Raw genomic sequence first — 24966 nt, 5'->3', positions numbered from 1 at the left:
TCTGGAACTCGCGATCTCGCACCCTCCGCTCGCCCCCACCAGGAAGCAGGACCGATGGCCCGCTATATGAGCATCACCCTCACCAAAGCAGGCGTCACCTGTCGTGCCCGCCTGCTCGACGACGAAGCCCCGCTGACGTGCGCCGCCGTCTGGGATGCGCTACCCCAGGAAGGCGACGCCTTCCACGCCAAATACGCCCGCAACGAGGTCTACGCCCTGGTGCCCCGCATCACCGCGGCCCCTCACCGCGAAAACCCCACGGTCACACCGATTCCCGGCGATGTCTGCCTCTTCGACTTCGAACCGTGGGAAATCGGCAACCCCGCCTACGGCTACGAACCCGGCTCCGCCGCCCACCATGCCCAGGGCGCCACCGACCTCGCCCTGTTCTACGGCCGCAACAATCTACTGATCAACGGCGACCTCGGCTGGGTCCCCGGCAGCGTCTTCGCCACGATCGAAGAAGGCCTGGCCGACCTCGCTACGGCATGCAACGGGCTGTGGCTGCGCGGTGTCGAAGGAGAGACCTTGGCCTTCGCCCGCGCCTGAAGTGCCACTGTCGATTCGGCCTTCCGCTCAGGGCGGATCTGGTGGGGTGGCTCCGGCTACCGCACCGTCGTCACGGGTGTGCTGCCAACCTGTTTCAGCTGTTCAGCACGGATTCGGCGTGCCTGGCGACCGCGAGGATCAGGTCATCGGAGTGGCGTGGCCCCACGATCTGTAAGCCCACCGGCATACCGGCACGAGTCGTGCCGGCGGGGATGCTGATGGCGGGCTGCTGCGTCATGTTGAACGGGTAGGTGAACGGGGTCCAGTCGGGCCAGCCGTGCAGTCCGCTGCCGGGCGGCACATCGTGGCCGGCCGCGAAGGCGGTGATCGGCATCGTCGGGGTGATCAGGACGTCGTAGGCGGTGTGGAAATTGCCCATCGTGATGCCGACCTCGGCGGCTACCTGGCGGGCGTCGAGATAGTCGATGGCGCTGACGGATTCCCCGCGCGCCCACACCGCGGCCAAACCGGCATCCACTTTCTCGCGGGACCCGGCGGGGAACTTCGACAGCATGGTCGCCGCACCCGCGGCCCACAGCGTCTCGAAGGCGTCCCGCGGATCGGCGAATCCAGGATCTACCGCATCGATGGTCAGATCGGCCTGGGCCAGCCGCCGTACCGCGCGCTCGACGATCTCGGCGACCTCGGGATCGACCTGCGCGAAACCGAGCGTGGCGGAATAGCCGACCGACAGCCCGCGCACATCTCGCTGCATCTGACTGCGGAACGTGGTCACGGTGGGCGCCAGCGCGGTCGGGTCACGCGGATCGGGCAGCGAGAGAATGTCCATCAGCAGCGCCGCGTCCTCGACGGTGCGCGTCATCGGCCCGGCGTGCGCGAGGGGCCCGAACGGGCTGGCCGGGTACAGCGGAACCCGTCCGTGCGTCGGTTTGAAGCCGACGATCCCGCAGAACGAGGCCGGAATCCGGATACTGCCACCGCCGTCGGTGCCGACCGACACCGGCGTCATCCCGGCCGCCACCGCCGCCGCGCTGCCCCCGGAAGATCCACCCGCCGTTGTCGCCGGGTCGGCGGGATTGCGGGTGACGCCGGTCAACGGACTGTCGGTGACACCTTTCCAGGCGATCTCCGGCGTGGTCGTCTTGCCGACGAATACCATCCCGTCCTCGCGCAGCCGAGCGGCGACCGGGCTGTCCATCAACCACGGCCCGCCCTCGTCGACACAGGTGGAACCGCGCAGGGTCGGCCAGCCTTCGGTCAGAAAGATGTCCTTGATGGAAATCGGCACACCGTCGAGTAGCCCGCGCGGATTGCCCGACTGCCAGCGCGCCTCGGAATCCTTGGCCTGCACGAGCGCCCGATCCGGGTCGACCAGGCAGAAGGCATTGAACGCGCCGTCGCGGGCGGCGATGGCGTCCAAGCTGGCCTGTGCTGCTTCGACGGGCGAGAGTTCACCGGCCGCGTAGGCCGAAACCAACTGAACCGCCGTCAGCACGGTGGGATCGGTGGGGAGATCGGGCTGCGTCATGGCGGGGCTCCTTCAGCCGGGCACGTACCCGAGCGTCTTGTCGACAACGTTGTCCAGCGGCAGACCCGCTGCCCACCTGCCGAAATTGTCGGTGAATGCGCGGACGATCTCGGAGCGCCAGCCGTGGAAGTCACCCGAATTGTGGGGCGTGAGCACCACATTCGGCAGATCCCACAGCGGATGAGCGGCAGGTAGCGGCTCCGGGTCGACCACATCGAGCGCGGCCGCGGCGATCGAGCCGTTGCCGAGCGCGGCGACGAGATCGTCGGTAACCACTAGTTCCCCGCGCCCGACGTTGACAAACCTCGCATGCGGTTTCATCGCGGCGAACGCGGCCGCATCGAACATGTGCGTGGTCTGCGCGGTGAGCGGTGCGATGGCGATCACGTAGTCGGCGCCGGGCAGTTCGGCGTGCAGATCGTCGCTGACGGTGCCGAAATCCGGGTCGCCGGTGCGGGCTCGGCGCCCGACCCCGCGCACCGTCATCCCCGCCGCGCGCAGCAATCGTGCGATGGTCCGCCCGATCGAGCCGGTGCCGACGATCAGCGCGGTCGTGCCGGCGACCCGTTCGGACTCCCGGTGCTGCCACTCGTGTCGCAGCTGCAACCGGATCGAGCCGGGCAGATCCTTGGCGAACGAGATGATCTGTCCGAGAACGTATTCGGCGATGGCGGAGTCGAAGACGTTGCGGGTGTTGGTGACCACGACATCGGAGGCCCGCAGCTCGGGGAACATCACCGCATCCACGCCGACGCCGCCCATGTGCAGCCAGCGCAAGCGATCGGCGCTGTGCCACGCACCGGGCACCGCGCGGGTCTGGAAGTCGTACACGAACAGCACTTCGGCGCCGCGTAGCGCGGCGGCGAGCCCGTCGGCCTCGGTATAGCGCACCTCGGCGCGCTCGGCTACGGGGGCCATGAGGTCCGATTCGGGCACACTGTCACGATGTAAGACGGTGACAATCGGCCCGTTTTCCACATTGACACCGTAAATTCAGATCGTATGATTGTCAACAATCCGATCGTGTTCGGAGGTCTGCCCGGCTGAGCGCGAGAGGGGCCGCAGTGGAGTTCAGCTTCCCGGACATCGACGGGCCGGTAGCCCAACGAGGCATCGGCGTGATCGCGCCGTTCGACCTCGCCCTCGAACGGGAACTGTGGCGGTGGGCGCCCCTCGAGGTGAGTTTGCACCTGGCCCGCACCCCCTATGAACCGGTGCCGGTATCCCTGGCCATGGCCGAACTGGTGTCCAACCCGCTGCATCTCACGGCGGCCACCCACGACGTGCTCCATGTGGAACCGGAAGTCGTTGCCTACCTGTGTACTTCGGGCAGCTTCATCAACGGGCTGGCCTACGAACGGTCGCTGCGGGAAACGATCTGCCTGGCCGGTGCGCCGGACGCGGTGACCACCTCCGGTGCCCTGGTGGAGGCGATCAAGCATCTCAACATCACCCGCATGTCGGTGATCACCCCCTACGACGAGATCCTCACCGGCAAACTGCACGACTTCCTCGACGAAGCGGGCTGCGCCACGATCAAGTCCGATCATCTCGGGCTGGGTGGCGGCATCTGGAAGGTCAACTACCGCACCATCGCCGAACGGATACTCGGCGCCGACGATCCCCGGTCGGAAGCGATCTTCGTCAGCTGTACGAACCTGCCGACCTACGACGTGATCGAGCCGCTCGAACAGGCACTCGGCAAACCCGTCCTCACCGCCAACCAGCTGACCATGTGGGCCTGCCTCGGCCGAATGAAGCTGCCCATGATGGGCCCAGGGAAATGGCTCGTCAATGTCTTCTGAACGAATGTGGACGCGACATTCTGCCCAGGGAAATGGCTCGTCAATGTCTTCTGACGCGACAACTTCTTCTGAACGGAGCGAGATGCACATGCCGACAATCGGATTCATCTACCCCGACCATGCCGCCGAGGACGACTACCCACGCGCGGCCGCCCTGCTGAATGCCGCGTTGCCGGTTGCCCATATCTACGGCACCGACCTGCACGCGATCGCCGAACTGCTCGACCTGGGCAGCCCGGAGAAGCTGAGCCACGGTGCGTCGCTGTTGGCACCCGAGAAGCCCGACGTAGTGGTGTGGGCATGCACCTCGGGCAGTTTCGTCTATGGCCCCGAGGGCGCTCGCGGCCAGGTCGAGAGCCTCGCCGAGGCGGCCGGTGTGCCCGCCTCCAGCACGAGCTTCGCGTTCGTCGAAGCGGCGCGGGCACTCGGTGTGCGGCGGGTGGCCGTGGTCGCGAGCTATCCCGAGGAGGTGGCGCGATTGTTCGTCGACTTCCTCGCTGACGCGGGCATCGACGTGGTGTCGATGTCGAGCGCGGGCATCGACACCGCCGCCGAGGTCGGCACCCTCACACCCGAGCAGGTCCTGACCCTGGCCGTCGCCAACGACCACCCCGACGCTCAGGCGCTGCTCATCCCCGATACCGCCATGCATACTCTCGAGGTGCTCCCGAAACTCGAGGCCGCGCTCGGCAAGCCGGTGCTCACGGCGAACCAGGTGACCATCTGGGAAGGTCTGCGGTTGGCCGGGGTGACCGCGGTCGCGCCGGAACTCGGCGCGTTGTTCGCGGAAGGGGGTCGCCATGTCGATCATTGATTTCGAACCCGTCAACCAGCAGTCGACCGCGGAGATGATCGCCGACCGGCTGCGCGAGGCGATCATGCGCGGTGCGCTCGCACCCGGTGCCCAACTCGGTGAAGCCGATCTGGCAACCAGTTTCGGTGTCTCCCGCGGACCCGTGCGCGAGGCCATGCAACGCCTGGTCCAGGAGGGCCTGCTGTTCAGCATCCGCAACCGCGGCATCTTCGTCATCGAACTCACCACCGACGACGTCATCGACATCTACCGCGCCCGCGCCGCCCTGGAAGGCGGCGCGCTCGACCTGATCCTCGACGGCCGCCGCGAGATCGCCTACGCCGCCCTGCAACCCAGCGTCACCGCCCTGCGAATCACCGCCGAAGCGGGCGACGCCCCCGGTGTCTCCGACGCCGACCAGGCCTTCCACGAGGCCCTGGTCACCGCCGCCGACAGCCCCCGCCTCGTCCGCGCCGCCCGCACCCTCCTCATCGAAACCCGCATGTGCCTCGGCGCGCTGCAGACCACCTACCCGGACTTGCGCGAACAAGCCCGCGAACATGTCGAACTCCACGAAGCGATCGGCACCGGCTCCCCGGAACGTGCGCGTGCCCTGCTCAGGGAACACATGGACGACGCGGTGCGGCGCCTGCGCGACCGCTAGCCGCCGTCGATCACGTCAACGGCACCGTCTTCCACCAGTCGAGCAACTGGGCCATGGACGGATCGTTGGTCGCGCCGAGGCCGTAGGAGTACATGATGAATTTGTCGCGGCGAGGGTCGTTCGGGAAGACCGTCGCGATGCGGGGGGCGTCGGTGGGCGTCGAACCCCATTTGTAATTCGTGTAGGCCGTGTCGCCGTTGATGTCGACGTCTCTGGCCGCGCCCGCGAAGGTGTCGGTTACCTGCTTCGCCTCGGCGGCGGATGCGTAGCGGAAGATTCTGACGTCGGGCCACCGGGTGAGACTCGCGGGAATCATGTAGCTGTTGGCGTACCCGCATTCCCACATCGCGGTGGGCTTGCCGAGCTGCGGGTCCGGTTGGGAACCGACAAAGAACCAGTGGATCGTGCTCCTTTCGTTGAAAACGTCGCCACTGCAGGTTGCTTCGCCGAATCCTGGTCCCGAACCCCATGTCTGCCCGGCCGGTATCTCGGTGGTGGGGAGCATGTGCGCGAATGCCTGGCGCGCCTCGTCCAGATCGCGCTGCGGCGGAGTGCGATTCGTGGTCAGGACCCAGACGCCGATACTCGCGGCCACCACCACGACGAGGCCGACGCAGAGCCCGATGATCCAGCCCGCGTTCGAGCGGCGTCGCGGTGCGGGGCGGTAAGGGTACGCGCCGTGCGGTGCCGGCGAATACGGACGGGGCGCGGGCGAGTTGTGCTGTACCGGAGCGGGATACGGCTGCGCGGGGCTCGGCGGCGGGGCCGCGGCTGGTCGCTGTCGCGGGGCGATCCCGCTCAGCGCGAGCCGTGCCGCGTCAGCGAAGTCCGCGCAGGACGCGAATCGGTCGGCCGGTCGTTTCGCCATCGCGCGGGCCAGGACCGCGTCCAGTGCGGCGGGCAGGCCGGGGCGAGCGACAGACACCGCGGGCGGCTGTTGTTGCAGGTGGCCCTGGATCACGGCCGCCGGATGGACCGATTCGAACGGCGCTGTCCCCGCGAGCAAGAGGTACAGGGTGCAGGCCAGTGAGTACTGGTCGGCGCGGCCGTCCATCTGCGCCCCCGTCAACTGCTCGGGCGAGGCGTAGGCGAGGGTCGCGGTGAAGGTCCCCGTTCGGGTGAGGCGATTCGCCGCGTCGTCGACGACCCGCGCGATGCCGAAATCGGTGAGATACACCCGTTGCTGGCCGTCGGACGCCTTCGCCAGCAGGATGTTGGCCGGTTTCACGTCGCGATGCAGGACGCCTTTGTGATGGGCGAAGTCGAGGGCTTTGGCGGTCTCACCGACGATGTAGACGGCCCGTTCGGGCGGCAACGTCAGCGGGTCGACGGTGGCCGCGTCCACCCCATCGATGTACTGCATGGAAATCCAGAGTCGGCCCTCATCGGCACCACGGTCGAACACGGTGACGATATTGGGATGCTCCAACTGCGCGACCAGATCGGCTTCCCGCTCGAACCGGGCACGTAACTCGTTGTCGGAGAACAACTCCTCGTTCAGCAATTTCAGCGCGAGCAACCGGGGCAGTCGCGGATGTTTGGCCAGGTACACCGCACCCATGCCGCCATGACCCACCCGCCGCTCGATCGTGTATCCGGCGAAAACCGCACCGTCGCGCACCCGCTGCCCCTCCCTCACATCCGATCGCCAGCGTTTCGATGCTAGTTCAGACCCGCGGCCGGGTCATCGGCGAAGTCCGGTGGGGACCGGCAGGGCAGAATGGGCCGGGTAAGGACACCCCGACTCCCCGCAGGAGCTCTCGTGGACAGCGCCCAGCGAGTACGCGCACAGGCATTCGTCGATCTGCACCGCGAAGGGTGCTTCCTGCTGCCGAATGCCTGGGACGCGGGGAGCGCGCGGATTCTGGAGTCGGTGGGATTTCCGGCGATCGCGACCACCAGCGCCGGGGTCGCCTTCTCCTTCGGCCGCCCCGATCACGACTTCTTCACCGAGCACGGTGCGCACGGTCGGGTGGATCGGCCGACGATGATGCGGCGGATCCACGAGATCACCGGCGCCGTGCGGGTGCCGGTCAGCGCCGACCTCGAGGAGGGGTACGGACCGGACGCCCAGGAGGTGGCGACCACCATCTCGCTGGCGCTCGAGGCCGGTGCCGCGGGCGGCAATATCGAGGACTTCACCGGCGATCGGAGCACCCCGCTGTTCGACGAGGTGCATGCCGTGGATCGGGTACGGGCGGCGCGCGCGGCGGTGGCTGCCAGCGGTGAGCCGTTCGTCCTCGTCGGCCGAACCGACGCGTTGCTGGTCGACGCGGGACTCGACGCGGCGATTCGCCGCGGCAACTCCTACCTCGCCGCCGGTGCGGACTGCGTCTTCGTCCCCGGCGCTGCCGACGCCAGCACGATCGCCACCCTGGTCGACGCCCTGGACGGACCACTCAATGTCGTCATGGGACTGACCGGCGCGTTGTCGATGGCCGAACTCGCCGACCTCGGCGTCCGCCGGGTCACGGTGGGCGGCAGTATCGCCCGCTCGCTCTATCGCCACCTCCTTGACGCGGCTCACGAGCTCGCCGAGCACGGCACCTTCACCTACGGCGACACCCAACTCAGCCAATCGGCCCTCAACGACCACTTCACCGACCGCACCTGATAGGCGCAGGCGCGCTGGACAATTGATCACCAGGGATGTCCCGCGAGCCGATCCACGTGAGTGCCTGTTGATCTCGGTCAGGACGTAGGTCTGGCGCCTCGGAGGTCGAGGAGCATGCCCAGGTAGCCCAGTTCCTGGCTTTGTGATTGGGCCATCGCGCGGGCGGCCTGTTTGACGGGTCCCGAGGTGAGGAGGGTGTCGGCGGCGCGGGCCATCGTGATTCCGCCCGCGTGATGGCGATACATCAGTTGCAGGAAAAGGGTTTCGGCGTCGGACCCGCGAGCCGAGGCGAGGGTGTCGAGGTCGGCGGTGGTGGCCATGCCCGGCATCGTGGTCGGTGCGGTGGTCGAGTGGTGGTGGGTGCCCGCCATCCAGGTCATCGGGACGGTCGCGGTGGGGGCGGCGCCGGCCAATTGGGTCCAGCCGAGCAGGGTGCCGATCTCGACCCGCTGGGTGTCGGCGATCTGGTCGGCCAGTCTGCGCACGGTGGGGTCGGCGGCCGGGTCGAGGCGCTCGGTGAGGATCAGCGCCTGCTGATGGTGGGCGGTCATGTCCTGGACGAATCCGAGCTCTGTCGCCGTGAGAATTGTTGGGGGAGAGGATGTTTCAGTGATGAACAGCGGTCGCAGTGCCGCGCCGAGCGCGAGGAGGAACACGGCGGCAGCACCCGCGAAAGCCAGGCGGATCACCCGGTTCATGCTCACGACCCGACCGTGGACTGCTGATTCGCGGGCGGTGTGTACACCTCGTTGTCGAGCTGCAGCACCATGAACCCGTTGTCGGAGCAGGTGACATACAGCTGGTCGCCACGCCACTCCGGTGGCGACAGGCACCAGTCCGTGGACAGGTCACCGAACGCGACATCGCCTGCCCGGGAGGTCAGCACCTGTGCCGGATCGAACAGCCCTTCGGCCATCGACCGCAGTGCCGCCGGTGCGCTCATCACCGGAATGCCGATGATCGAGGCAAGGGCGTGTGGCGAGTTCCAGATCTCGAGGTTGTGGCCAGTGCGGGCGGGCGGGTTGAAATAGGCGATCTCGCGGATGTCGCCGGGGTCGCGGACGTCGAACACCCGGATACCGGAGGAGATCCACCCGCAGGCCAGTGCGGTCGGATTGTCGGGACGGTCGGCAGTGCAGTAGTGCGATTCGTAGGAGAACGCCGAACCGCCCATGGCGGAACCGACACCGGCGTCGATGTTCTGGGGCAGGTTGATCTCGAGTTTGATCTTCGCGGTGATCCGGGGCGCGCTGTCGTCGGACACGTCGATGAGTTTCACCCCACCGGAACCGCCCTCGTCGACGGTGAACAGGTGCGGCACACCGTCATAGGTCACGGGCACGCTGTGCTGGGTGGCCCAGCCGTCGGTCCAGAACGTCCGGCCCAGGTGCGGCACGTGCGGATTCGGGTCGCGCCGTTGCACCGCGCTCACGTCGAGCACGGTGAATCCGCCCAGTGCGGAGATGTAGAGCCGGTTTCCGTCCGGACTCACCCCGAGCCCGTGCGCCTCGATCCCCGTCAACCCCTGCCAGATCACCCGGGGATTCGCCGGATCGGTGAGATCGACCGCGCTGAGAAAGCCGGGCACCAGGCCCGATGCCCAATACGTGCGACCGTCGGGGGAGAAGCCACCCTCGTGCGTGGTGATCGGCAGTGGCATCAGCAGATTCGAGCCGGTACCCGGATTGAGCAGGCGCGGATGCGCGCAATCGGAGATGTCGTACACCGACAGGTAGCCGGCGCCGATGCCCACCGGCACGCCCGTCCCGACGAGCAGTTTGCGAGTCGTGTTGACCTTCAATGTCTCCCAGGTCCCGGCCAGCATGGCGGGCTCGGCGAGCGTCGCGGTGAGCCGCGGATTCGCCGGATCGGAGACATCGAGGACCTGCACGCCCTGGTGCTCGCTGAGCATGTTCCCGGGGAAGAAGGTGCCCATATAGGCGCAGTGCTCGAAACTGGTGGAGGTGATGCCTGCCCCGCGCCCGGCATAACCGCCGATCATCGACATATTGCAGCGATAGCCCTGGGTACTGCGTCCGCTGTCTCGGTCACCCGCGGGCACATCGCCCTGCAATCCGGATTCCGGCAGCGATCCGGGCCCACAATCGGCGCGCGGCACCGCCGTTCGGCCCACGTCGAGGAATTCCTGCACCGTGCCGGTCAGGTCGGCGCCGAAATCCGCGGACGCACCCGACGGCAGGCCGATCGCCACCAACGCGGTGATCGCGGCCAGCGCCACGTACCGGACAAGCGAATGTCGTCGGGGTGGTGTGCTGGCTATTTCCCCTGGCCGGACCGTGGGTGCGGCAGTCGACGGTGTACCGGTGTGCGGACGTGATGGCATTTGTTGCCCCCCGATCAATGATGCGGAGAACCCAACTGGCTCAGACAGTTGTGTCCTGTCACGAATACTAAGCCGCACGAATGGTTGCCGTGGGGCGTTTCGGGGAACAGGGTGTTGGGCGGTGCTCGCGCTTACGGCGGGTCACCGTCCATACGCTGTACGGTTGCTCTGCACGACAAGCGCGTCTGTAAAGGCGGGGAGTTTCCGCGATCGGAGAGGACTCGGATCCATGTCGAACGATGTCGTAGGAAGTTCCGGCACCGCACCGCCGCCCGGCGGAGTGGTAGCCGGTGGGTCGCCGGGTAGACCCCGGCTGGATCTACTCATCTTCTGCGCCACCGCGATCGGTGCACTCGCCTTCGTCGCCTGGGGTGTGCTCGACGACGAGGGCCTTGCCTCCGCGGCGAGCACGGCTCAGAAATGGGTCATCACCAACACCGGCTGGCTGTTCGTGCTCACCGCGACAGCGTTCGTGGTGTTCGTGATCTGGCTGGCGATCAGCCGCTACGGCCGGATCCCGCTGGGCGCCGACGACGAGAAACCCGAATTCCGCACCGTGTCGTGGATCGCGATGATGTTCAGCGCGGGCATGGGCATCGGCCTGATGTTCTGGGGTGTGGCGGAACCGTTGTCGCACTTCGTGAACCCGCCGCCGCACACCGCCGAACCCGGCTCACCGGCCGCGGGTGAGATCGCCATGGCCACCACCTTGTTCCACTGGACCCTGCACCCGTGGGCGATCTACGCCGTCGCGGGCCTGGCCATCGCTTACGGCACGTTCCGAAAAGGCCGCTCACAGTTGATCTCCGCGGTGTTCCGGCCGCTGCTCGGCCACCACGCCGACGGCATCGGCGGTCGGGTCATCGACATGATGGCGATCTTCGCGACCCTGTTCGGCTCGGCCGCCTCCCTCGGCCTCGGTGCCCTGCAGATCGGCGCGGGCATGGAGTTCAACGGGTGGATCGACAGCATCGGCAAGGTCGGTCTGGTCGCGATCATCTCGGGGCTGTGCGTGGCCTTCGTGCTGTCGGCGGTCTCCGGCGTCGCGCGTGGCATCCAGTGGCTGTCCAACATCAATATGGTGCTGGCCCTTGCCATCGCGGCGTTCGTGTTCATCGCGGGCCCGACGCTGTTCATCCTGAACATGCTGCCGACCTCGCTCGGCGACTACATCGAGAACCTGCCCACCATGGCCTCGCGCACCGGCGCCGGTGACGAGGCGATGAAGGCGTGGCTGTCGAGCTGGACGATCTTCTACTGGGCCTGGTGGATCTCGTGGACGCCGTTCGTCGGCATGTTCATCGCGCGGATCAGCCGTGGCCGCACCATCCGCCAGTTCGTCACCGGCGTGTTGCTGGTGCCGAGCGTGGTGAGCCTGCTGTGGTTCGCGATCTTCGGCGGCGCGGGCATCTTCGAGCAGACCAAGGACGGTGACCTCACCGAAGCCGACGGCACGGTCGACTCCAACTTCGCGCTGTTCCACCTGCTCGACCAGTACCCGATCACCTCGGTTACCACGGTGGTCGTGATGATCCTCGTCGCCATCTTCTTCGTCTCCGGTGCCGACGCGGCCTCCATCGTGATGGGCACGCTGTCCGAGCGTGGCAGCATCGAACCGTCGAAATGGGTTGTCATCTTCTGGGGTGCGGCCACCGGCGCCGTCGCCGCGATCATGCTGGCGATCGCCGATTCCGACAATCTCGGCGGTGCGCTGACCGGCCTGCAAGCCTTGACCACCGTCGTGTCGCTCCCGTTCCTGGTGGTGATGGTGGCCATGTGTGTGTCGTTGTACAAGGACCTGAGCGACGACCCGCTGATCGTGCGAATGGACCGCGGCGTCGAACTGGTCGAGATCGCCGTCGACAAGGGCACCGAACTGCACGACGGTGATTTCGCCCTCGTCACCGAGGCGTCGGTGGAGGAGCCGGAAGGTCTGACTCTCGACAAGGACGAGCCCCGAGCGACGGATCGGAGCTAGCCGATAGCGTCGAATCCGGCCTGCGCCGAGGACAACTCGGCGCAGGCCAGCCGCAGGCGAGCGCGCAGTGCGTCAGCGGATTCGGCGATGGCTGCCTGGGCGCGAACGTAATCGGCTCGGCCGGTGGGGGTTTCGATGCGGACCGGTTCGTAGCCGAAATCGGACAGGTCGTAGGGACTGGCTCGCATATCGAGTTCGCGTGCGGTGCAGGCGAGTTCGAAGCAGTCGAGGAGTAGATCCGAGGAGATCAGTGGGGCGAGTTTGAATCCCCACTTGTACAAATCCATGTTGGCATGCAGGCAACCCGGCTGTTCGCGCTCCACTTGGTCTGCGCGGGCGAGCGGTTCGGCGTTGCGGCCCACCGCCTCCGGCGTGAAGAAGCGGAACGCATCGAAGTGCGTGCAGCGCAACGACATCGACTCCACGACCGCGTCGGTGCCCGCGTGGCCCAGACGCAGCGGAACCTGCTGGTGCCGCACCTCGTCGGTGCGATAGACCATCGCCCACTCGTGCAGTCCGAAACACGACAACTGCGCCGGACGCCGCGCGGTGGCGGTGAGCAGCCGGGAGACGAACGCGATCGTGTCGCGTCGCTTCGACAGATACGCCGGGTCGGCGGTGAACACGCCCCGCTCCCGAGCAAGCTCGTAGTACCCGCGCGCACCGCGGTATTCGCCCGCGTCGCGCAATCCGATCCCGAAGCCCGGATGCCAGCGGCGCAACTGCGAAGGCTTGTTGCCGTAGTAGGTGAACAAGAAATCCACGACCGGATGGGTGGTCCCCGCCGCCCGCCGCTCCAGATACGGCCCGACCAGGCGGTCGAGCCGCTGCCGGTGTGCCTGCGCACGAGCCTGCCACTCGAGCACTGGTAACACCGGTGGGTCGAGGGGCGGGGTCAGGTCGTCGTGCACGTTCACCTGGCCATTCTCCCGCACCGGTCCACGGCGACGGATCCGCCCCGAACCCGCCCTCGGGTCGACACGTGGCCCGCTGTGGGGCTACTCGAGTGAACCGGCGCTGTCCGGATCGGCATCGGATGCAGGACGACAGTGGCTGTGTACAGGCATCGCAAGCGCGCGAGGAGAAGGCTGCCGGTTGACCCCGCCGGATTTCTAGAACACGTTATAGTTTGACTGGAACATGTGACAGTCGGGCGGCGATGTGGTCGGCCTTTGCTCGAGAGGTGGAACAAGTGCGGACCTGGGACGATGCAGCCGATGTCGTGGTCGTCGGATACGGCGGCGCGGGGGTGGCCGCGGCGCTGGCCGCGCGGGAATCCGGCGCCGAGGTCTTGGCCGTCGACCGGTATCTGGGTGGCGGTGCCACGGCGCTGTCGGGTGGCATCGTGTACGCGGGCGGCGGCACGTGGGTGCAACGTGCGGCCGGCATCGACGACGATGTCGACAACATGCTCGCGTATCTGCAGGCCGAGGTCGGTGACGCCGTGAGCGCCTCGACGCTGCGCCGATTCTGCGAAGGATCCGCGGCGATGATCGACTGGCTGACCGAGCACGGCGTGCCCTTCCAGGCGTCGGTGTGTCCGTACAAGACGTCGTACCCCACCGACGACTACTACTTGTACTTCTCGGGCAGCGAAATGTCGGGCCGCTATCGGGAACTCGCGAAGCCACGCCAGCGTGGCCACCGCGTCCACGGTCCCGGCGTCTCCGGCAAGGCACTGTTCGGGCCGCTGGCCGAGTCGGCGGCCCGGCGTGGCGTTCGCGTCCGCACCGGTACCAGGGTGACGCGGCTCGTTGTCGAGGACGGGCGGGTGACCGGCGTCGAGGCGGTCACGATCGACAACGCGCCCGTGGCGGTGCGCCGCCGATTCGCCGCGCTCGCTCGCCTCTCGGCGAAACCCGGTGTGTATCACCCTGGTCTGCGCCGGGCGATGGAAACGCTGCTGGCCCGGATCGAGCACAAACACGGACTGCCGGTCCGGATCCAGGCCAGATCCGGAGTCGTGCTCACCACGGGTGGGTTCATCGCGAACGGGGAGATGGTCGCTCGGCACGCCCCCGCCTATCCGTGGTCGCAAGGACTGCCACTGGGGAGCGCTGGTGACGACGGCAGCGGCATCACCATGGCCCTCGACATCGGTGCGGCCAGCGGCAACATGGACGCGATGTCGACGTGGCGCTTCATCGCCCCGCCCAGCGCCCTGTTCGGAGCGATCGCGGTGAATGCCTCGGGCCGGCGCATGATCGACGAGTCCCGCTACGGCGCGGCGCTGGGCGCGGCCATCGCGGCCAGCCCAGGCCACCGCGCATGGCTGCTCGTGGACGCGGAGCTCGAGGCCGAAGCCCGTCGGCAGATCGGCACCCAGTCGGTGTGGTTCCAGCGAATGCAGACCGAGCGCCTGCTGCGGATCGGGCGAGTGGGCGGCGACACCGTCGAAGAGGTCGCCGCGCGCGCCGGGATCGACGGGTCCGCGCTGCGGGAAACCGTGGACGCGCACAACCGAGCTGTCGAACACAACCGTCCCGATCCGCTGGGTAAACCCGACGACATCCGTCGACCTCTTCGCACCGGACCCTTCGCCCTGCTCGACATCTCGTTCAAGGCGCGGCTCACCTATCCCATGCCGATGCTCACCCTCGGTGGTCTGCTGGTGGACGAGGACACCGGCGCTGTGCGCGCCGAGAACGGGGGAGTCGTGGCGGGACTCTTCGCCGCCGGGCGTGCGGCGGTCGGCGTCTGCGCGAATTCCTACGTCAGCGGGCTGTCGCTGGCCGACTGCGTCTTCTCCGGACGGCGAGCGGGCACGCACAGCGCGCAGCCGCTGCTGCGCAGGTGAGCACCCCGTCGACATCCTGATCCACGGCCTCGGGACCCTTGATCGCTTACCCGGCGAACAGTAGTCGAGCCCCGCGGCGGCACATCGTGGATCCAGCTCAGCTCTCGCGCCCGAATTCCTCGCGGTAGTGCTCGGACAAGGCAGGGTAGTAGTCGTCGAAGCTCACGGTGGCTGGGTCGCGGTCGTCTTCGGCGGCGACCAGACGGTCGAGGTAGTAGTCCCAGCCCGGTCCGACGTTCTCCGCCATGGTGGGGTCGGGCACGTTCTGGGCGAACGTCAGCGTGGTGATGCCGCCTTCCTCGGTGAGGTCGAGGCGCAGCTGCCAGTGTTCGGGGTTCTCCCCGTCGTAGGGCATGGAGGTGGTGACCCGCAGCCGGTACGGGGCGTCGCATTCGTCGATCCGGAATCGCTCGGCGGGCATCTCATCCTCGAAGAGCATCTGGAACTTCACCTCGCCGGACGACGGGTCACCGGTCCAGGTGCCGAGCCAGCGCGCGAGTCGCTGCGGGTCGGTGACGGCGGCCCAGACGTCGGAGATCGGTGCGCGAAAGGTTCGGGTCCATTCGCAGTAGATGCCGTCGGTGCGGTCGCGGCGGTGTCCGCTCGCGGTGGGGGTGCTCATGCGGTCTGCTCCTTGTCGCTGTTTGTGCTCGGCGTGGCTCGGCGTTCCCGGGTGGTGCGGCGGACCTCGAGGTCGAGACCGTCGAGCGCGTGCTCCGGAATCGGCAGCCGGGTCGGCTGCAGCTGTTCCAGATAGTCGTGCAACGGTGCCAGGCCCGCGCGGGCCAGGCGATAGTGGCGTTCGCGGCCGTGCGATTCGGCGCGGACAAGGCCGGCGTCGGTGAGTATCCGGAGATGCTTGCTGATCGCCGGCCTGCTGATGGGGTATTCCGCGGCGAGATCGACGACCCTGGCTGGTGCGTCGGCAAGGCGGCAGAGCAGGTCGCGGCGCACGGGGTCGGCCAATGCCTCGAATACGTCCACTCCTTAATTGGTAAGCTATCGGTTACCAATCGTCAAGGGTGAATCGCCGGGGACGGCCTACGCGATATTCAGGACAGCAGAGGCAGGACGATGTCGTCGACGATCTCGGTGATCGTCGTGTCGGGCAGGGGAGTGCCCTCGGTCAGGAACCGGAACATGACCAGTTCGGGTCCGAGGGTCGCGGCAGGCGAGTGCACGGCGTCGGCGCGGATCTCGCCTGCGGCGGCCGCGGCGCGCAGCAGTGCGCGCATGTCGACCGCGCGCGGGTCGAAGATCGATTCGTGCAGTGCCGTCATCAGCGCGGGTCGGCGGTGGGTCTCGCTGAGGACGGCACGGAGGATGCCACCGAACGGGCCTGCGAGCCCGGCCGCCATGCCGCGCAGGAGCGCCAACAGATCGTCGCGGAGGTTTCCGGTATATGTCGGCCCCGCGCGCAGCGGAAACCCGTGGCGCACAGCGTCGAGCACCATGTCGTCCTTGGTTTTCCAGCGTCGGTACAGGGGTGCTTTGCCGCAACCGGCTCTGGCTGCCACGCTCTCCATCGTCAGGTTGCCGTAGCTCACGTCGGCGAGCTCACCGAGCACGGCGGAATGAATGGCACGCAGCAGATCCTCACCCCGGCGCCGGGTGCGTACTGGCTGTGCGGAATCCATTCCGACCAGCGTAGCGGTGCTGGGTGCTGTCAGGCGTCGACCACCAGCAACGGTCCTCGGGACCGAGATACGCACGGGTGGAAGATGTCCGCGCAGTCCTCGGCGACGTCTGTGCGGTGGTCGGGATGCCCGGCTTCGACTCGCAGCACACAACTGCCACACAGCCCGTTCTCGCACGACCCCGGCGCGGTGGGCAGAGCTGTTCGAAGGGCTTCGAGGGCGCTGACCTCGGCGGGAACGCGGACGACGCGGTGGGCTCGCGCCAGGTACAGGTCGAAGGCCGCGTTGGGTGCGTCGTCTCGTGGGGCGGGTGCGAAACGTTCGAAATGTAGTGTGGGACCGGCATATTCCGACATGGCGCGGATCAGGGTGTCGGGCCCGCAGCAGTAGACGGCGGTTCCGCCGGGTTGCTCGGCGAGCAGGGCGGGTAGGTCGGGACGTGGTGTGGTCGCCGAGGGCAGCACCGTGACCCGCTCGCCATAGGCGCGCTCGAGGTCGGCGGCGAACGGCATATCGTCGCGCGATCGGCCGCGGTAGATCAACCGCCACGGTCGGCCGTCGGCGGCCAGGCGCGCGATCATCGGGAGGAACGGCGTGATCCCGATGCCGCCGGCGACGAACACGTACGCGGGCGCTTCGACCAGCGGGAAGTTGTTGCGCGGGCGGCTGATTCGCACGGTGTCACCGACTGTCAGTGCGTGGATCTCTCGCGAGGCGCCGCGTCCGCCGTCTTCGCGCAGCACGGCGATGTCGTAGCCGGTCCGGTCGGTGGGGTCGCCGCACAGTGAGTACTGCCTGGTCTTTCCGGAGGGCAGGGTGAGGTCGAGGTGTGCGCCCGGTTCCCATGGGTTCGCGTCACCGGCGATGCGCAATGCCGCGACGGCAGGGGTGAGCATGATGACCCGTTCGATCGTGCCTGTCGAGGTGTGTTCGTCGCGGAGGCGAGGCGTGGTCGTCTTCCGCGCTCGCCACAACCGGCTGACGAGCGCGATGACCAGCGTCGACAACGACACCACCGGCGTCGGATCACCCACCGCGACACCGAAACCCAGATCGACCAGCGGCGCGAGGACACCGAGCGCGTACAGCCAGGTCGGTGCCGCCACCGGACGTGTGCGAGCCCGTTCACCCCACGGCGTCCGTCCCCACGGCTTGGCGACCGACAGCCACACCTGAAAGGCCAGCACCGCGGCCATCACGCCACCGGTGATCCCCAGCGCGACCGCGGAACCGTCGACGCCCTTTTCGGCCGCCGCCACGGACTCGTGCATCGCCGAGGACAGAATGAAAATGCCGACATACAGCTGTCCGATGGTGAGAACGAATTTCACGCACACCCACCAGTGGTGGAAGTACCCCCACGCGGTGACCGCAGCCAGGATCAGGCCGGTGAAAGCAGCCGTATTGGCCGAATACACCAGCACGGTCTGATCGAGCAGTTCCGCCGCGGCCGCAGTGCCCGTTTTTCGCTCGCCCGGTGCCGAAATGGCACTGACCAGCAGGAGTACGGACAAGGCGGCCGCTTGGCTGAGCCAGCTGACCGCCGAGATCACATGCAGCCACACGAGCAGATGGCGAAGACCTCGCGACATGAACTCCCCTTAAGATACGGAATCGTATCTTAAGTATCGGATGGCGGGCGGCCGTTCACATCCGGGCAAACCCTGATTCGGCGTGGTTTCGTTCGGCCGACGCAGAGGGGCCGGCCTCAGCGGCGGGGAAGTGGAAGCGGGCCAGCACGTTTGATCCACTCGGCGACGACCTCGGTGTGCGCCCGATTCACCCCGGGTAGCGCCCCGATGCCGTCGGCGAGGTAGTTGTGCAGGGCCTCGGCGTCAGTGAGTTCGAGGATGGCCAGCACGGTGCTCGTGCCACTCGTGGTGGCGGCGAAGGCCACCTCGGCATGTGTACCGAGGGCGTCGGCGACGTACCGAAGGGACTCGGGACGAACATCGAGCCGGCAGATGACGTCGATGCTGCGGCCGTACAGTTTCGGATCGACTTCGACTTCGAACATCAGGACGCCGTGCGCGGTGAGCTCGGTGATCCGGCGGCGCACAGTCGATTCGGCGATCCCTGACGCTCTGGCGAGCCGCGCGACGCTCATCCGGCCGTCGGTGGCCAGCAGTGTCAGCAGGCGCTTGTCCTCGGCGGTGTGCGACGGGACGGGCCGAGGCTGCGCGAGGTCGGGATGATCGTGCTGGAGCAGAGCGCGCTGTTCCTCGGGGGTGAGGGCTTGGAGCCGGCCGGGCCACCCGCCGACACCTGCGACGGGTGCGAGCAGCCGCTGGGCGGTGACATCCCCGACCTGCGGCATCTGCCGGAGCTGGGCAAGCGCGTGGCAGTCGGCGGCTGTCGTCCGCAGAATGCAGAAAAGTCCGCCGGTACCGGCCAGCGAGGCGATCCAGGATGTGTCCGCGCGGGCGGCCAGCGCGCGGGCAACCGTGCCGGCCGAGCCCGGCGACGGGGTGAGGTCGATGATCCAGTCCGCCTGGTCCGGCCCGTCGTGGCGGGTGATACCCACGATGCGCAGGATCAGCTGAGAACGCAGGCGGTGATAGCGGCGGGACACACTGCGCTCCGACATGCCGAGTACCGCGCCGATCCGGGCGAACGAGGCGCGAGATTCGAGCTGCAGCGCATGCAGCACGCGCCGGTCATCGGCGTCCAAGCTGACTGGTTCCACCACAATCCGCCACTCTAGTGTCAGTATCCGCCGGGACGTGGTCGTGTGAACGACGATCTTCCGCACGCGAAGCACAGTGAGTTCGTGGCCCGCCGACGGGTCGCCCGGCTCGCCGGACCGCATGATTTCCGAGGAGAAGATTCCGTGCTGACAGTTCTGCCCATCCGATACGTTGCCGACGTGGCGGCCTCGCGCCGCTTCTACGAAGGTCTGGGACTCACCTATCGCGCCGACGGTGGCGTCGCGGTCTGGGCACAGCTCGACGCGCCTGCCGGGGCGGTCGGTGTCCACGACGCCGCTGTGTCGAAGGGGCGCGCGCCCGGGGCGGTCGAGCTCGGCTTCTCCACCGACGAGCCGCTCGAGGACGTAGCCGCCCGCCTTGCGGCGGGCGGCTACGACTACACGCTCGTCGCGGAGGACTTCGGCCGCAGCATCCGGGTGACCGATCCCGACGGTGTTGTCGTCCAGATCCAGGAGATCGATCCCGAGACGGTTCGCCGCTCGCAGGCTCGACTCTGAACCGGACCGCCTGCGGCCGGGGTCCGGTGTGGAGCGAGGAATTCAGTCGGCGATGCGGTGGGTCCCGTCTCGGACGGTGCCGACGAACTCTTCGATGAGGTCCTCCAGGGCGACCACGCCGACGGTGTTGCCTCGGCTGTCGACGACGCGGCCCAGGTGGCTGCTGGTGCGGCGGAGACGAGCCAGTGCCTCGTAGAGCGGAGTTCCGGTGCTCACGGTGGGCAAGGGGCGGATGTCGGTGCGGGGGATGACGGTGTCGGGACCCGCGTTGTCGTCGGCTACCTCGTCGAGGACGTCCTTGATGTGCAGGTAACCGACCAGGGAGCCGTCCGACGCGGCCACCGGGTAGCGGGAGAAGCCCGTTTCGGAGACCGCCGCTTCGACCTCGCCGAGGGTGGTGCCGTTGCCGATCAGCGGTACCGATCTGGCTTTGGCCAACGGGACCATGACGTCGCCGACGACCTGGTCGGAGGTGCCGAGGGCCTGGGTGAGCCTGCGGTGTTCCTCTTCGTCGAGGAGGCCCTCGGAGCGGGATTCGCCGATCATCTCGGCCAGTTCCACGGTCGACACGGTGGCGTCGAGTTCGTCCTTCGGCTCGATCCGCATCATCCGCAGTGTCATGTTCGCGGCGAGGTTGTACAGCGCGATCAGCGGCCGGGCGATCCGCAACCACAGCAGGTGGATCGGCACCAGCAGCAGCGCCGAGCGTTCCGGACCCGCGAGCGCGATGTTCTTCGGCACCATCTCGCCGAGCAGGATATGCAGGATCACCACGATGGTGAGCGCGAGCGCGAAACCGACGGGATGCAGGAGCTGATCCGGCAGGCCGAGCAGTTCGAACGGACGCTCGATCAGGTGCGCGATCGCGGGCTCGCCGACGCGGCCGAGCAGGATCGAGCAGATGGTGATGCCGAGCTGGGCCGCGGCCAGCATGATCGACAGGTTCTCGCCCGCCTCGATCACTGTTTGCGCCTTCTTCTTCCCTTGTGCGACAAGGGCTTCGAGGCGGTCGCGGCGGGCGGAGATGAGCGCGAACTCGGCGGCGACGAAGAACGCGTTGCCTGCCAGGAGCGCGACGGTCAGGAAGAGTCCGAACAGGTCACCCATGGTTGTGCTCCCGTTCCGCCAGGTTCGCCGCGTCGACCGGGATCAGCCGCACCCGGTCGATGCGCCGTCCGTCCATTCGTTCCACCCGGGCGATCCAGCCGCCACCGGAACCGCGGGATTCGGGCAGCACCACGTCGTCGGCGGTCACCGGGATGCGGCCGAGCTGGGCCAGTACCAGCCCGCCGAGGGTTTCGTATTCACCTTCCGGCGCGTCGTAGCCGGTCGCGCGCGACACCTCGTCGATGCGCATCAGACCCGAGCAGTCCCAGCCGTCGGAGACCCGGCGGACATCGCGTTCCTCCTCGTCGTGCTCGTCGCGCACGTCGCCGAGGATCTCCTCGATCAGGTCTTCCATGGTCACCATGCCCGCGGTGCCGCCGTATTCGTCGACGACCAGCGCCACCTGCATGCCGTCGGCGCGCACCCGCTCCAGGACTTCGTCGCCGTCCAGGCTGGCGGGCACGATCGGCACCGCGACGGCCAGCTCGCTCAACCGGATCTGCTTGCGCAGCTCGCCCGGATGGGTGAACGCCTGCTTGACGTGCACCACGCCGAGCGTGTTGTCGAGGTCGCCGTCGACCACCGGGAACCGGGAGTAGCCGGTGCGGGCGGCGGCGGCGATGAGGTCGGCGATGGTGTCGTGGCGGTCGAGCGATTCGACCTTCACGCGCGGGGTCATCAGGTCCTCGGCGCTGCGCTCACCGAATTCGAGCGAGCGGTCCATCACCTGCGCGGTGCGTTGATCCATCGCGCCACGCTGGGCGGAGGTGCGCACGAGCGAACCGAGCTCCTGGGGCGAGCGGGCCGAACGCAATTCCTCGGCGGGCTCGATGCCGAACCTGCGGACCACCTGGTTGGCGGAGCCGTTGAGGAAGCGGATGAGCCACTTGAACAGGGCGGAGAACCCGATCATCGGACCAGCGGTGAGCCGGGCGACCTTCATCGGCTCGGCGATCGCGATGTTCTTCGGCACCAGTTCGCCGTAGATCATCGACAGCGAGGTCGCGATGATCAAGGCCAGTGCCAATGCCACAGCGTGCGAAGCTGTTTCGCTCAAGCCGAGGCCGCTCAGCAGCGGATCGAGCAATCTGGCCAGGACGGGTTCGGCGATGTAGCCGGTGATCAGTGTGGTGATCGTGATGCCGAGCTGGGCGCCGGAGAGCTGGAACGACAGGGTGTGATGGGCCTGTTTCACCAGCCGTGACCGGGTGTCACCTTCGCGGGCGGCCGCTTCGACGGTGCTGCGTTCCAGTGCGGTGAGGGAGAACTCGGCGGCGACGAACAGCGCCGTTCCGAGGGTGAGTGCGACGAAGCCGAGCAGGCTGAGCACGGTCAGAACGATGGACATTCTCAGCACCGCCCGAGCGGTGCCGGCGGGAAAGGTCGAACGGACGCTGCGAAAAGGAGGACGCCGGGTTTGTCACCCGGCTCCGTAGAGGAGCCCTCCTGTGTGGCGCCCTTGGACGCGGGTGACAACTGGATCCTTTCGAGGCGGGAGTCGAGCAGGTGCCGTGATCGGCAACTCCATAGTAATCGGTGCCCACCCATGATGTGTCAGCGGCGCGGGGCCGGACACGACAACGGCGGTCGATCGAAGGTTCGATCGACCGCCGTGTGCGCGGTTCACCAGCCGCTGGGCAGCGGCCTTCCCTCGGCGAAGCCCGCGGCGGACTGCACGCCGAGCACGGCCTTGTCGTGGAATTCCGGCAGCGAGCGGGCCCCGGCGTAGGTGCAGGAGCTGCGCACGCCGGAGCAGATGTGGTCGATGAGGTCCTCGACGCCGGGACGCTCGGGGTCCAGACGCATCCGCGAGCTGGAGATGCCCTCTTCGAACAGTGCCTTGCGGGCGCGGTCGAAGCTGCTGTCGGCGGCGGTGCGGGCGGCGACGGCGCGCTTGGAGGCCATGCCGAAGCTTTCCTTGTACTTGTTGCCGTCGCGGTCGATGCGCAGGTCGCCCGGGGATTCGTAGGTGCCCGCGAACCAGGAACCGATCATCACGTTCGACGCACCGGCGGCCAGCGCGAGGGCGACGTCGCGGGGGTGCCGAACGCCACCGTCAGCCCACACGTGCACGCCGAGTTCCTTTGCCGCGGCGGCACATTCGGCCACGGCGGAGAACTGCGGGCGACCGACACCGGTCATCATGCGGGTGGTGCACATGGCGCCGGGGCCGACACCGACCTTGATGATGGTCGCGCCGGCTTCGGCCAGATCGCGAGTGCCTTCGGTGGAGACCACGTTGCCCGCGACCAGGGGCAGGCCGAGGCCCAGATCGGCGACGGTGCGCAAGGATTCGAGCATTTTGGTCTGGTGGCCGTGCGCGGTGTCGAGGACGAGCACGTCGGCGCCCGCCTCGGCGAGTGCCTTCGCCTTGGCGGCCACGTCACCGTTGATGCCGACGGCGGCCGCGACGCGCAGCTTGTTGTTCGCGTCGACGGCGGGGGTGTAGATGCCCGCGCGGACGGTGCCGGTGCGGGTCATCACGCCGGCCAGGGTGCCGTCGGAGTTGGTGAGCACCGCGAGCTGGGCGTGCGCCTCGGCGAGGCGGTCGAAGATGTCGCGCGGGGACGCCTCGACAGGCACCTGGACGAAATCGGTGAACGCGACCTCGCGCAGGCGCGCGAACCGGTCGACATCGGCGCAGGCGGCCTCGGTGACCACCCCGACGGGCTTGCCGCCCTCGACGACCACGACGGCACCGTGCGCGCGCTTGTGCATCAGCGCCATCGCGTCGGACACCGAACGATCGGGGTCGAGGGTGACGGGGGTGTCGGCGGTGAGCGAGCGGCTCTTGACGAACGCGATGGTGTCGGCGGCCGCCGGGATCGGCAGGTCCTGGGGGAGCACCACGAGGCCGCCGCGCCGGGCGACGGTCTCGGCCATCCGCTTGCCCGCGACAGCGGTCATGTTCGCGACCACGAGGGGGATGGTGGTGCCGGACCCATCGACGCTGGCCAGGTCCACATCGAACCGGGACGCTACCTCGGTCCGGTTCGGGACCAGGAACAGGTCGTCGTAGGTCAGGTCATACGGCGGCTGGGGTCCCGGAAGAAATCGCACTTGATTGATAGTAGCCCTGTGAGCACCGCGGTGTGCAATCCTCGCGACGTTTCAGCGCGCGGGTTCGTCGGCGACCGCTCTGGTGCGGCACAGCGCGACCGTCGCCGCGCACATCACCACCACGCAGGCGCCGACCACGATCAAGCCGACGCCGTCGGTGCGTAGGTGCTCGTCGAGGGCGGTGAGGCCGAGGAACGCGGCGGCCAGTGGTTCGGCGATGGTCGCGGCGGGCAGCGAGGCCGACAACGGTCCGGCCTGGAACGCGCGCTGTTGCAGGTACACGCCGAGCAGTCCCGCGGCCAGCAGCGTCCAGGTCTGCCACCCGCCGAGCACCGCGCCGATCCCGTCGCCGAACAGGGTGACCACGCGATCGGTAAGTGCCGCGGCCGTTCCGAACAGGGCGCCACCGGCGAGGCCGAGGGCGAGCGCCTGCCCCGATCGGCTGGCGATCAGCAGTCCGGTGACGGTCGCGGCCACGACGACGGCGAGCAGAATCGCCAAGGGCATCAACCACTCTCGGAACGGCGCCGTGTCCTCACCCGCGGTCGGATCACCCACGATCAGGAACAGCGCGAGCGCCCCGACGAGAATCAGCGCGATCGTGGCGGCGCGGGCGGTGATCCGCTGCCCGTTGAGTCGCGCGGACAGCGGGAGCGCGAAGACCAAGGCGCTCACCAGAATCGGTTGCACCACCAGTACCGCGCCGAAGGCCAGCGCGACGACCTGCATCGCGTAACCACCGGCGTCGCCGACGACGCCGGACCACCAGCGTGGGCTGCGGAGCAGGCCGCCCAGCAGCGACTTGCCTTCCGGTACCGCCGCGGCCGCCCGTTGCTGCGCTACGGCGCCCAGCGCGATCAACATGGCCGCGATGAGCGCGAAAACGACGGTGGCGATCTCATGGTTCGTCACGGGCTCAGTGTG

Annotated in this window: 23 protein-coding genes; 8 read left to right on the top strand and 15 right to left on the bottom strand. The window is 67.9% G+C overall.

The window, feature by feature from the left end; all coding sequences use genetic code 11:
- Nucleotides 1-54 precede the first annotated feature (54 nt).
- Entirely contained in the window at nt 55-549 is a 495-nt protein-coding gene (locus ACQHI0_RS15880) for a DUF3830 family protein (protein WP_427908709.1), read from the top strand.
- 94 nt (nt 550-643) lie between these two features.
- Here ACQHI0_RS15880 and ACQHI0_RS15875 read toward each other — a convergent pair whose 3' ends face one another.
- Together ACQHI0_RS15875 and ACQHI0_RS15870 are read right to left on the bottom strand one after the other, a co-directional pair.
- A complete protein-coding gene (locus ACQHI0_RS15875) occupies nt 644-2038 on the bottom strand; it encodes an amidase (protein WP_427908708.1) in 1395 nt (464 codons plus the stop codon).
- Between the two features lie 12 nt (nt 2039-2050).
- Nucleotides 2051-3016 carry a D-2-hydroxyacid dehydrogenase gene (locus ACQHI0_RS15870; RefSeq protein WP_427908707.1) on the bottom strand — a complete coding sequence of 322 codons (966 nt, stop codon included), beginning with the start codon at nt 3014-3016 and terminating at the stop codon, nt 2051-2053.
- Between the two features lie 86 nt (nt 3017-3102).
- On the opposite strand from ACQHI0_RS15870, the gene ACQHI0_RS15865 reads away from it, so the two are divergent.
- The 3 genes from ACQHI0_RS15865 (at nt 3103) to ACQHI0_RS15855 (ending at nt 5300) form a co-directional block, all read left to right on the top strand.
- Nucleotides 3103-3843 (top strand): maleate cis-trans isomerase family protein, encoded by a 741-nt coding sequence (locus tag ACQHI0_RS15865; RefSeq protein ID WP_379325394.1) that lies wholly within the window; start codon nt 3103-3105, stop codon nt 3841-3843.
- A gap of 82 nt (nt 3844-3925) precedes the next feature.
- Nucleotides 3926-4657 carry a maleate cis-trans isomerase family protein gene (locus ACQHI0_RS15860; protein WP_427908706.1) on the top strand — a complete coding sequence of 244 codons (732 nt, stop codon included), beginning with the start codon at nt 3926-3928 and terminating at the stop codon, nt 4655-4657.
- The gene (locus tag ACQHI0_RS15855) at nt 4644-5300 is read left to right on the top strand and encodes a GntR family transcriptional regulator (protein WP_427908705.1); all 657 of its coding nucleotides are present in this window, start codon (nt 4644-4646) and stop codon (nt 5298-5300) included. The genes ACQHI0_RS15860 and ACQHI0_RS15855 overlap by 14 nt, the downstream gene beginning before the upstream one ends.
- Nucleotides 5301-5310: 10 nt before the next feature.
- On the opposite strand, the gene ACQHI0_RS15850 is transcribed toward ACQHI0_RS15855, so the two are convergent.
- Nucleotides 5311-6921 carry a serine/threonine-protein kinase gene (locus ACQHI0_RS15850; protein ID WP_427908704.1) on the bottom strand — a complete coding sequence of 537 codons (1611 nt, stop codon included), beginning with the start codon at nt 6919-6921 and terminating at the stop codon, nt 5311-5313.
- Nucleotides 6922-7062: 141 nt separating this feature from the next.
- Between ACQHI0_RS15850 and ACQHI0_RS15845 the strand changes: the two genes are divergently transcribed.
- Nucleotides 7063-7914 carry an isocitrate lyase/PEP mutase family protein gene (locus ACQHI0_RS15845; protein WP_427908703.1) on the top strand — a complete coding sequence of 284 codons (852 nt, stop codon included), beginning with the start codon at nt 7063-7065 and terminating at the stop codon, nt 7912-7914.
- A 77-nt stretch (nt 7915-7991) separates the two neighbouring features.
- On the opposite strand, the gene ACQHI0_RS15840 is transcribed toward ACQHI0_RS15845, so the two are convergent.
- Nucleotides 7992-8612: a DUF305 domain-containing protein gene (locus ACQHI0_RS15840; protein WP_427909178.1), complete on the bottom strand. Its 621-nt coding sequence runs from the start codon at nt 8610-8612 to the stop codon at nt 7992-7994.
- A gap of 2 nt (nt 8613-8614) precedes the next feature.
- On the bottom strand, nt 8615-10258 hold the full coding sequence (locus ACQHI0_RS15835; protein ID WP_427908702.1) for an LVIVD repeat-containing protein: 1644 nt from the start codon (nt 10256-10258) through the stop codon (nt 8615-8617).
- Between the two features lie 229 nt (nt 10259-10487).
- Here ACQHI0_RS15835 and ACQHI0_RS15830 point away from each other — a divergent pair, with 229 nt between their 5' ends.
- Nucleotides 10488-12236 (top strand): BCCT family transporter, encoded by a 1749-nt coding sequence (locus tag ACQHI0_RS15830; RefSeq protein WP_427908701.1) that lies wholly within the window; start codon nt 10488-10490, stop codon nt 12234-12236.
- Here the strand turns inward: ACQHI0_RS15830 and ACQHI0_RS15825 are convergent.
- The gene (locus ACQHI0_RS15825) at nt 12233-13153 is read right to left on the bottom strand and encodes a 3-methyladenine DNA glycosylase (RefSeq protein WP_427908700.1); all 921 of its coding nucleotides are present in this window, start codon (nt 13151-13153) and stop codon (nt 12233-12235) included. The two genes, ACQHI0_RS15830 and ACQHI0_RS15825, sit on opposite strands and share 4 nt — an antisense overlap.
- A 242-nt stretch (nt 13154-13395) precedes the next feature.
- Between ACQHI0_RS15825 and ACQHI0_RS15820 the strand changes: the two genes are divergently transcribed.
- Complete coding sequence (locus tag ACQHI0_RS15820; RefSeq protein WP_427908699.1) at nt 13396-15033, top strand: FAD-binding protein; 1638 nt, start codon at nt 13396-13398, stop codon at nt 15031-15033.
- A 97-nt stretch (nt 15034-15130) separates the two neighbouring features.
- Here ACQHI0_RS15820 and ACQHI0_RS15815 read toward each other — a convergent pair whose 3' ends face one another.
- The 5 genes from ACQHI0_RS15815 to ACQHI0_RS15795 all read right to left on the bottom strand — a co-directional run bounded on the left by ACQHI0_RS15815 (nt 15131) and on the right by ACQHI0_RS15795 (nt 19359).
- On the bottom strand, nt 15131-15655 hold the full coding sequence (locus ACQHI0_RS15815) for an SRPBCC family protein (RefSeq protein ID WP_427908698.1): 525 nt from the start codon (nt 15653-15655) through the stop codon (nt 15131-15133).
- The gene (locus ACQHI0_RS15810) at nt 15652-16017 is read right to left on the bottom strand and encodes an ArsR/SmtB family transcription factor (protein ID WP_427908697.1); all 366 of its coding nucleotides are present in this window, start codon (nt 16015-16017) and stop codon (nt 15652-15654) included. The genes ACQHI0_RS15815 and ACQHI0_RS15810 overlap by 4 nt, the downstream gene beginning before the upstream one ends.
- A 68-nt stretch (nt 16018-16085) precedes the next feature.
- Nucleotides 16086-16670, bottom strand: coding sequence for a TetR/AcrR family transcriptional regulator (locus tag ACQHI0_RS15805; protein WP_427908696.1), 585 nt, complete (start codon nt 16668-16670; stop codon nt 16086-16088).
- 29 nt (nt 16671-16699) lie between these two features.
- Nucleotides 16700-18262 (bottom strand): PDR/VanB family oxidoreductase, encoded by a 1563-nt coding sequence (locus tag ACQHI0_RS15800; protein WP_427908695.1) that lies wholly within the window; start codon nt 18260-18262, stop codon nt 16700-16702.
- 116 nt (nt 18263-18378) lie between these two features.
- A complete protein-coding gene (locus tag ACQHI0_RS15795) occupies nt 18379-19359 on the bottom strand; it encodes an Lrp/AsnC family transcriptional regulator (protein WP_427908694.1) in 981 nt (326 codons plus the stop codon).
- A gap of 141 nt (nt 19360-19500) precedes the next feature.
- Between ACQHI0_RS15795 and ACQHI0_RS15790 the strand changes: the two genes are divergently transcribed.
- Nucleotides 19501-19875 carry a VOC family protein gene (locus tag ACQHI0_RS15790; protein ID WP_427908693.1) on the top strand — a complete coding sequence of 125 codons (375 nt, stop codon included), beginning with the start codon at nt 19501-19503 and terminating at the stop codon, nt 19873-19875.
- A gap of 42 nt (nt 19876-19917) precedes the next feature.
- Here ACQHI0_RS15790 and ACQHI0_RS15785 read toward each other — a convergent pair whose 3' ends face one another.
- The 4 genes from ACQHI0_RS15785 to ACQHI0_RS15770 all read right to left on the bottom strand — a co-directional run bounded on the left by ACQHI0_RS15785 (nt 19918) and on the right by ACQHI0_RS15770 (nt 24954).
- On the bottom strand, nt 19918-20982 hold the full coding sequence (locus ACQHI0_RS15785; protein WP_427908692.1) for a hemolysin family protein: 1065 nt from the start codon (nt 20980-20982) through the stop codon (nt 19918-19920).
- Nucleotides 20975-22330, bottom strand: coding sequence for a hemolysin family protein (locus tag ACQHI0_RS15780; RefSeq protein ID WP_427908691.1), 1356 nt, complete (start codon nt 22328-22330; stop codon nt 20975-20977). Before ACQHI0_RS15780 ends, ACQHI0_RS15785 begins: the two co-directional genes overlap by 8 nt.
- 275 nt (nt 22331-22605) lie before the next feature.
- On the bottom strand, nt 22606-24042 hold the full coding sequence (locus ACQHI0_RS15775; RefSeq protein ID WP_427908690.1) for a GuaB1 family IMP dehydrogenase-related protein: 1437 nt from the start codon (nt 24040-24042) through the stop codon (nt 22606-22608).
- A gap of 51 nt (nt 24043-24093) precedes the next feature.
- Complete coding sequence (locus tag ACQHI0_RS15770) at nt 24094-24954, bottom strand: DMT family transporter (protein WP_427908689.1); 861 nt, start codon at nt 24952-24954, stop codon at nt 24094-24096.
- Nucleotides 24955-24966 lie beyond the last annotated feature (12 nt).

It is taken from the genome of Nocardia sp. FBN12 (genome assembly GCF_050320175.1).
Taxonomy (GTDB): domain Bacteria; phylum Actinomycetota; class Actinomycetes; order Mycobacteriales; family Mycobacteriaceae; genus Nocardia.
This window is presented reverse-complemented; position numbering and strand designations above follow the sequence as displayed.

What these genes read in the sequence shown, in the direction of transcription:
- ACQHI0_RS15880 (WP_427908709.1), top strand. Translation starts at nt 55, where the DNA reads ATGGCCCGCTATATGAGCATCACCCTCACCAAAGCAGGCGTCACCTGT.
- ACQHI0_RS15875 (WP_427908708.1), bottom strand. Translation starts at nt 2,038, where the DNA reads ATGACGCAGCCCGATCTCCCCACCGATCCCACCGTGCTGACGGCGGTT.
- ACQHI0_RS15860 (WP_427908706.1), top strand. Translation starts at nt 3,926, where the DNA reads ATGCACATGCCGACAATCGGATTCATCTACCCCGACCATGCCGCCGAG.
- ACQHI0_RS15855 (WP_427908705.1), top strand. Translation starts at nt 4,644, where the DNA reads ATGTCGATCATTGATTTCGAACCCGTCAACCAGCAGTCGACCGCGGAG.
- ACQHI0_RS15840 (WP_427909178.1), bottom strand. Translation starts at nt 8,612, where the DNA reads ATGAACCGGGTGATCCGCCTGGCTTTCGCGGGTGCTGCCGCCGTGTTC.
- ACQHI0_RS15835 (WP_427908702.1), bottom strand. Translation starts at nt 10,258, where the DNA reads ATGCCATCACGTCCGCACACCGGTACACCGTCGACTGCCGCACCCACG.
- ACQHI0_RS15830 (WP_427908701.1), top strand. Translation starts at nt 10,488, where the DNA reads ATGTCGAACGATGTCGTAGGAAGTTCCGGCACCGCACCGCCGCCCGGC.
- ACQHI0_RS15820 (WP_427908699.1), top strand. Translation starts at nt 13,396, where the DNA reads ATGTGGTCGGCCTTTGCTCGAGAGGTGGAACAAGTGCGGACCTGGGAC.
- ACQHI0_RS15815 (WP_427908698.1), bottom strand. Translation starts at nt 15,655, where the DNA reads ATGAGCACCCCCACCGCGAGCGGACACCGCCGCGACCGCACCGACGGC.
- ACQHI0_RS15805 (WP_427908696.1), bottom strand. Translation starts at nt 16,670, where the DNA reads ATGGATTCCGCACAGCCAGTACGCACCCGGCGCCGGGGTGAGGATCTG.
- ACQHI0_RS15800 (WP_427908695.1), bottom strand. Translation starts at nt 18,262, where the DNA reads ATGTCGCGAGGTCTTCGCCATCTGCTCGTGTGGCTGCATGTGATCTCG.
- ACQHI0_RS15785 (WP_427908692.1), bottom strand. Translation starts at nt 20,982, where the DNA reads ATGGGTGACCTGTTCGGACTCTTCCTGACCGTCGCGCTCCTGGCAGGC.
- ACQHI0_RS15780 (WP_427908691.1), bottom strand. Translation starts at nt 22,330, where the DNA reads ATGTCCATCGTTCTGACCGTGCTCAGCCTGCTCGGCTTCGTCGCACTC.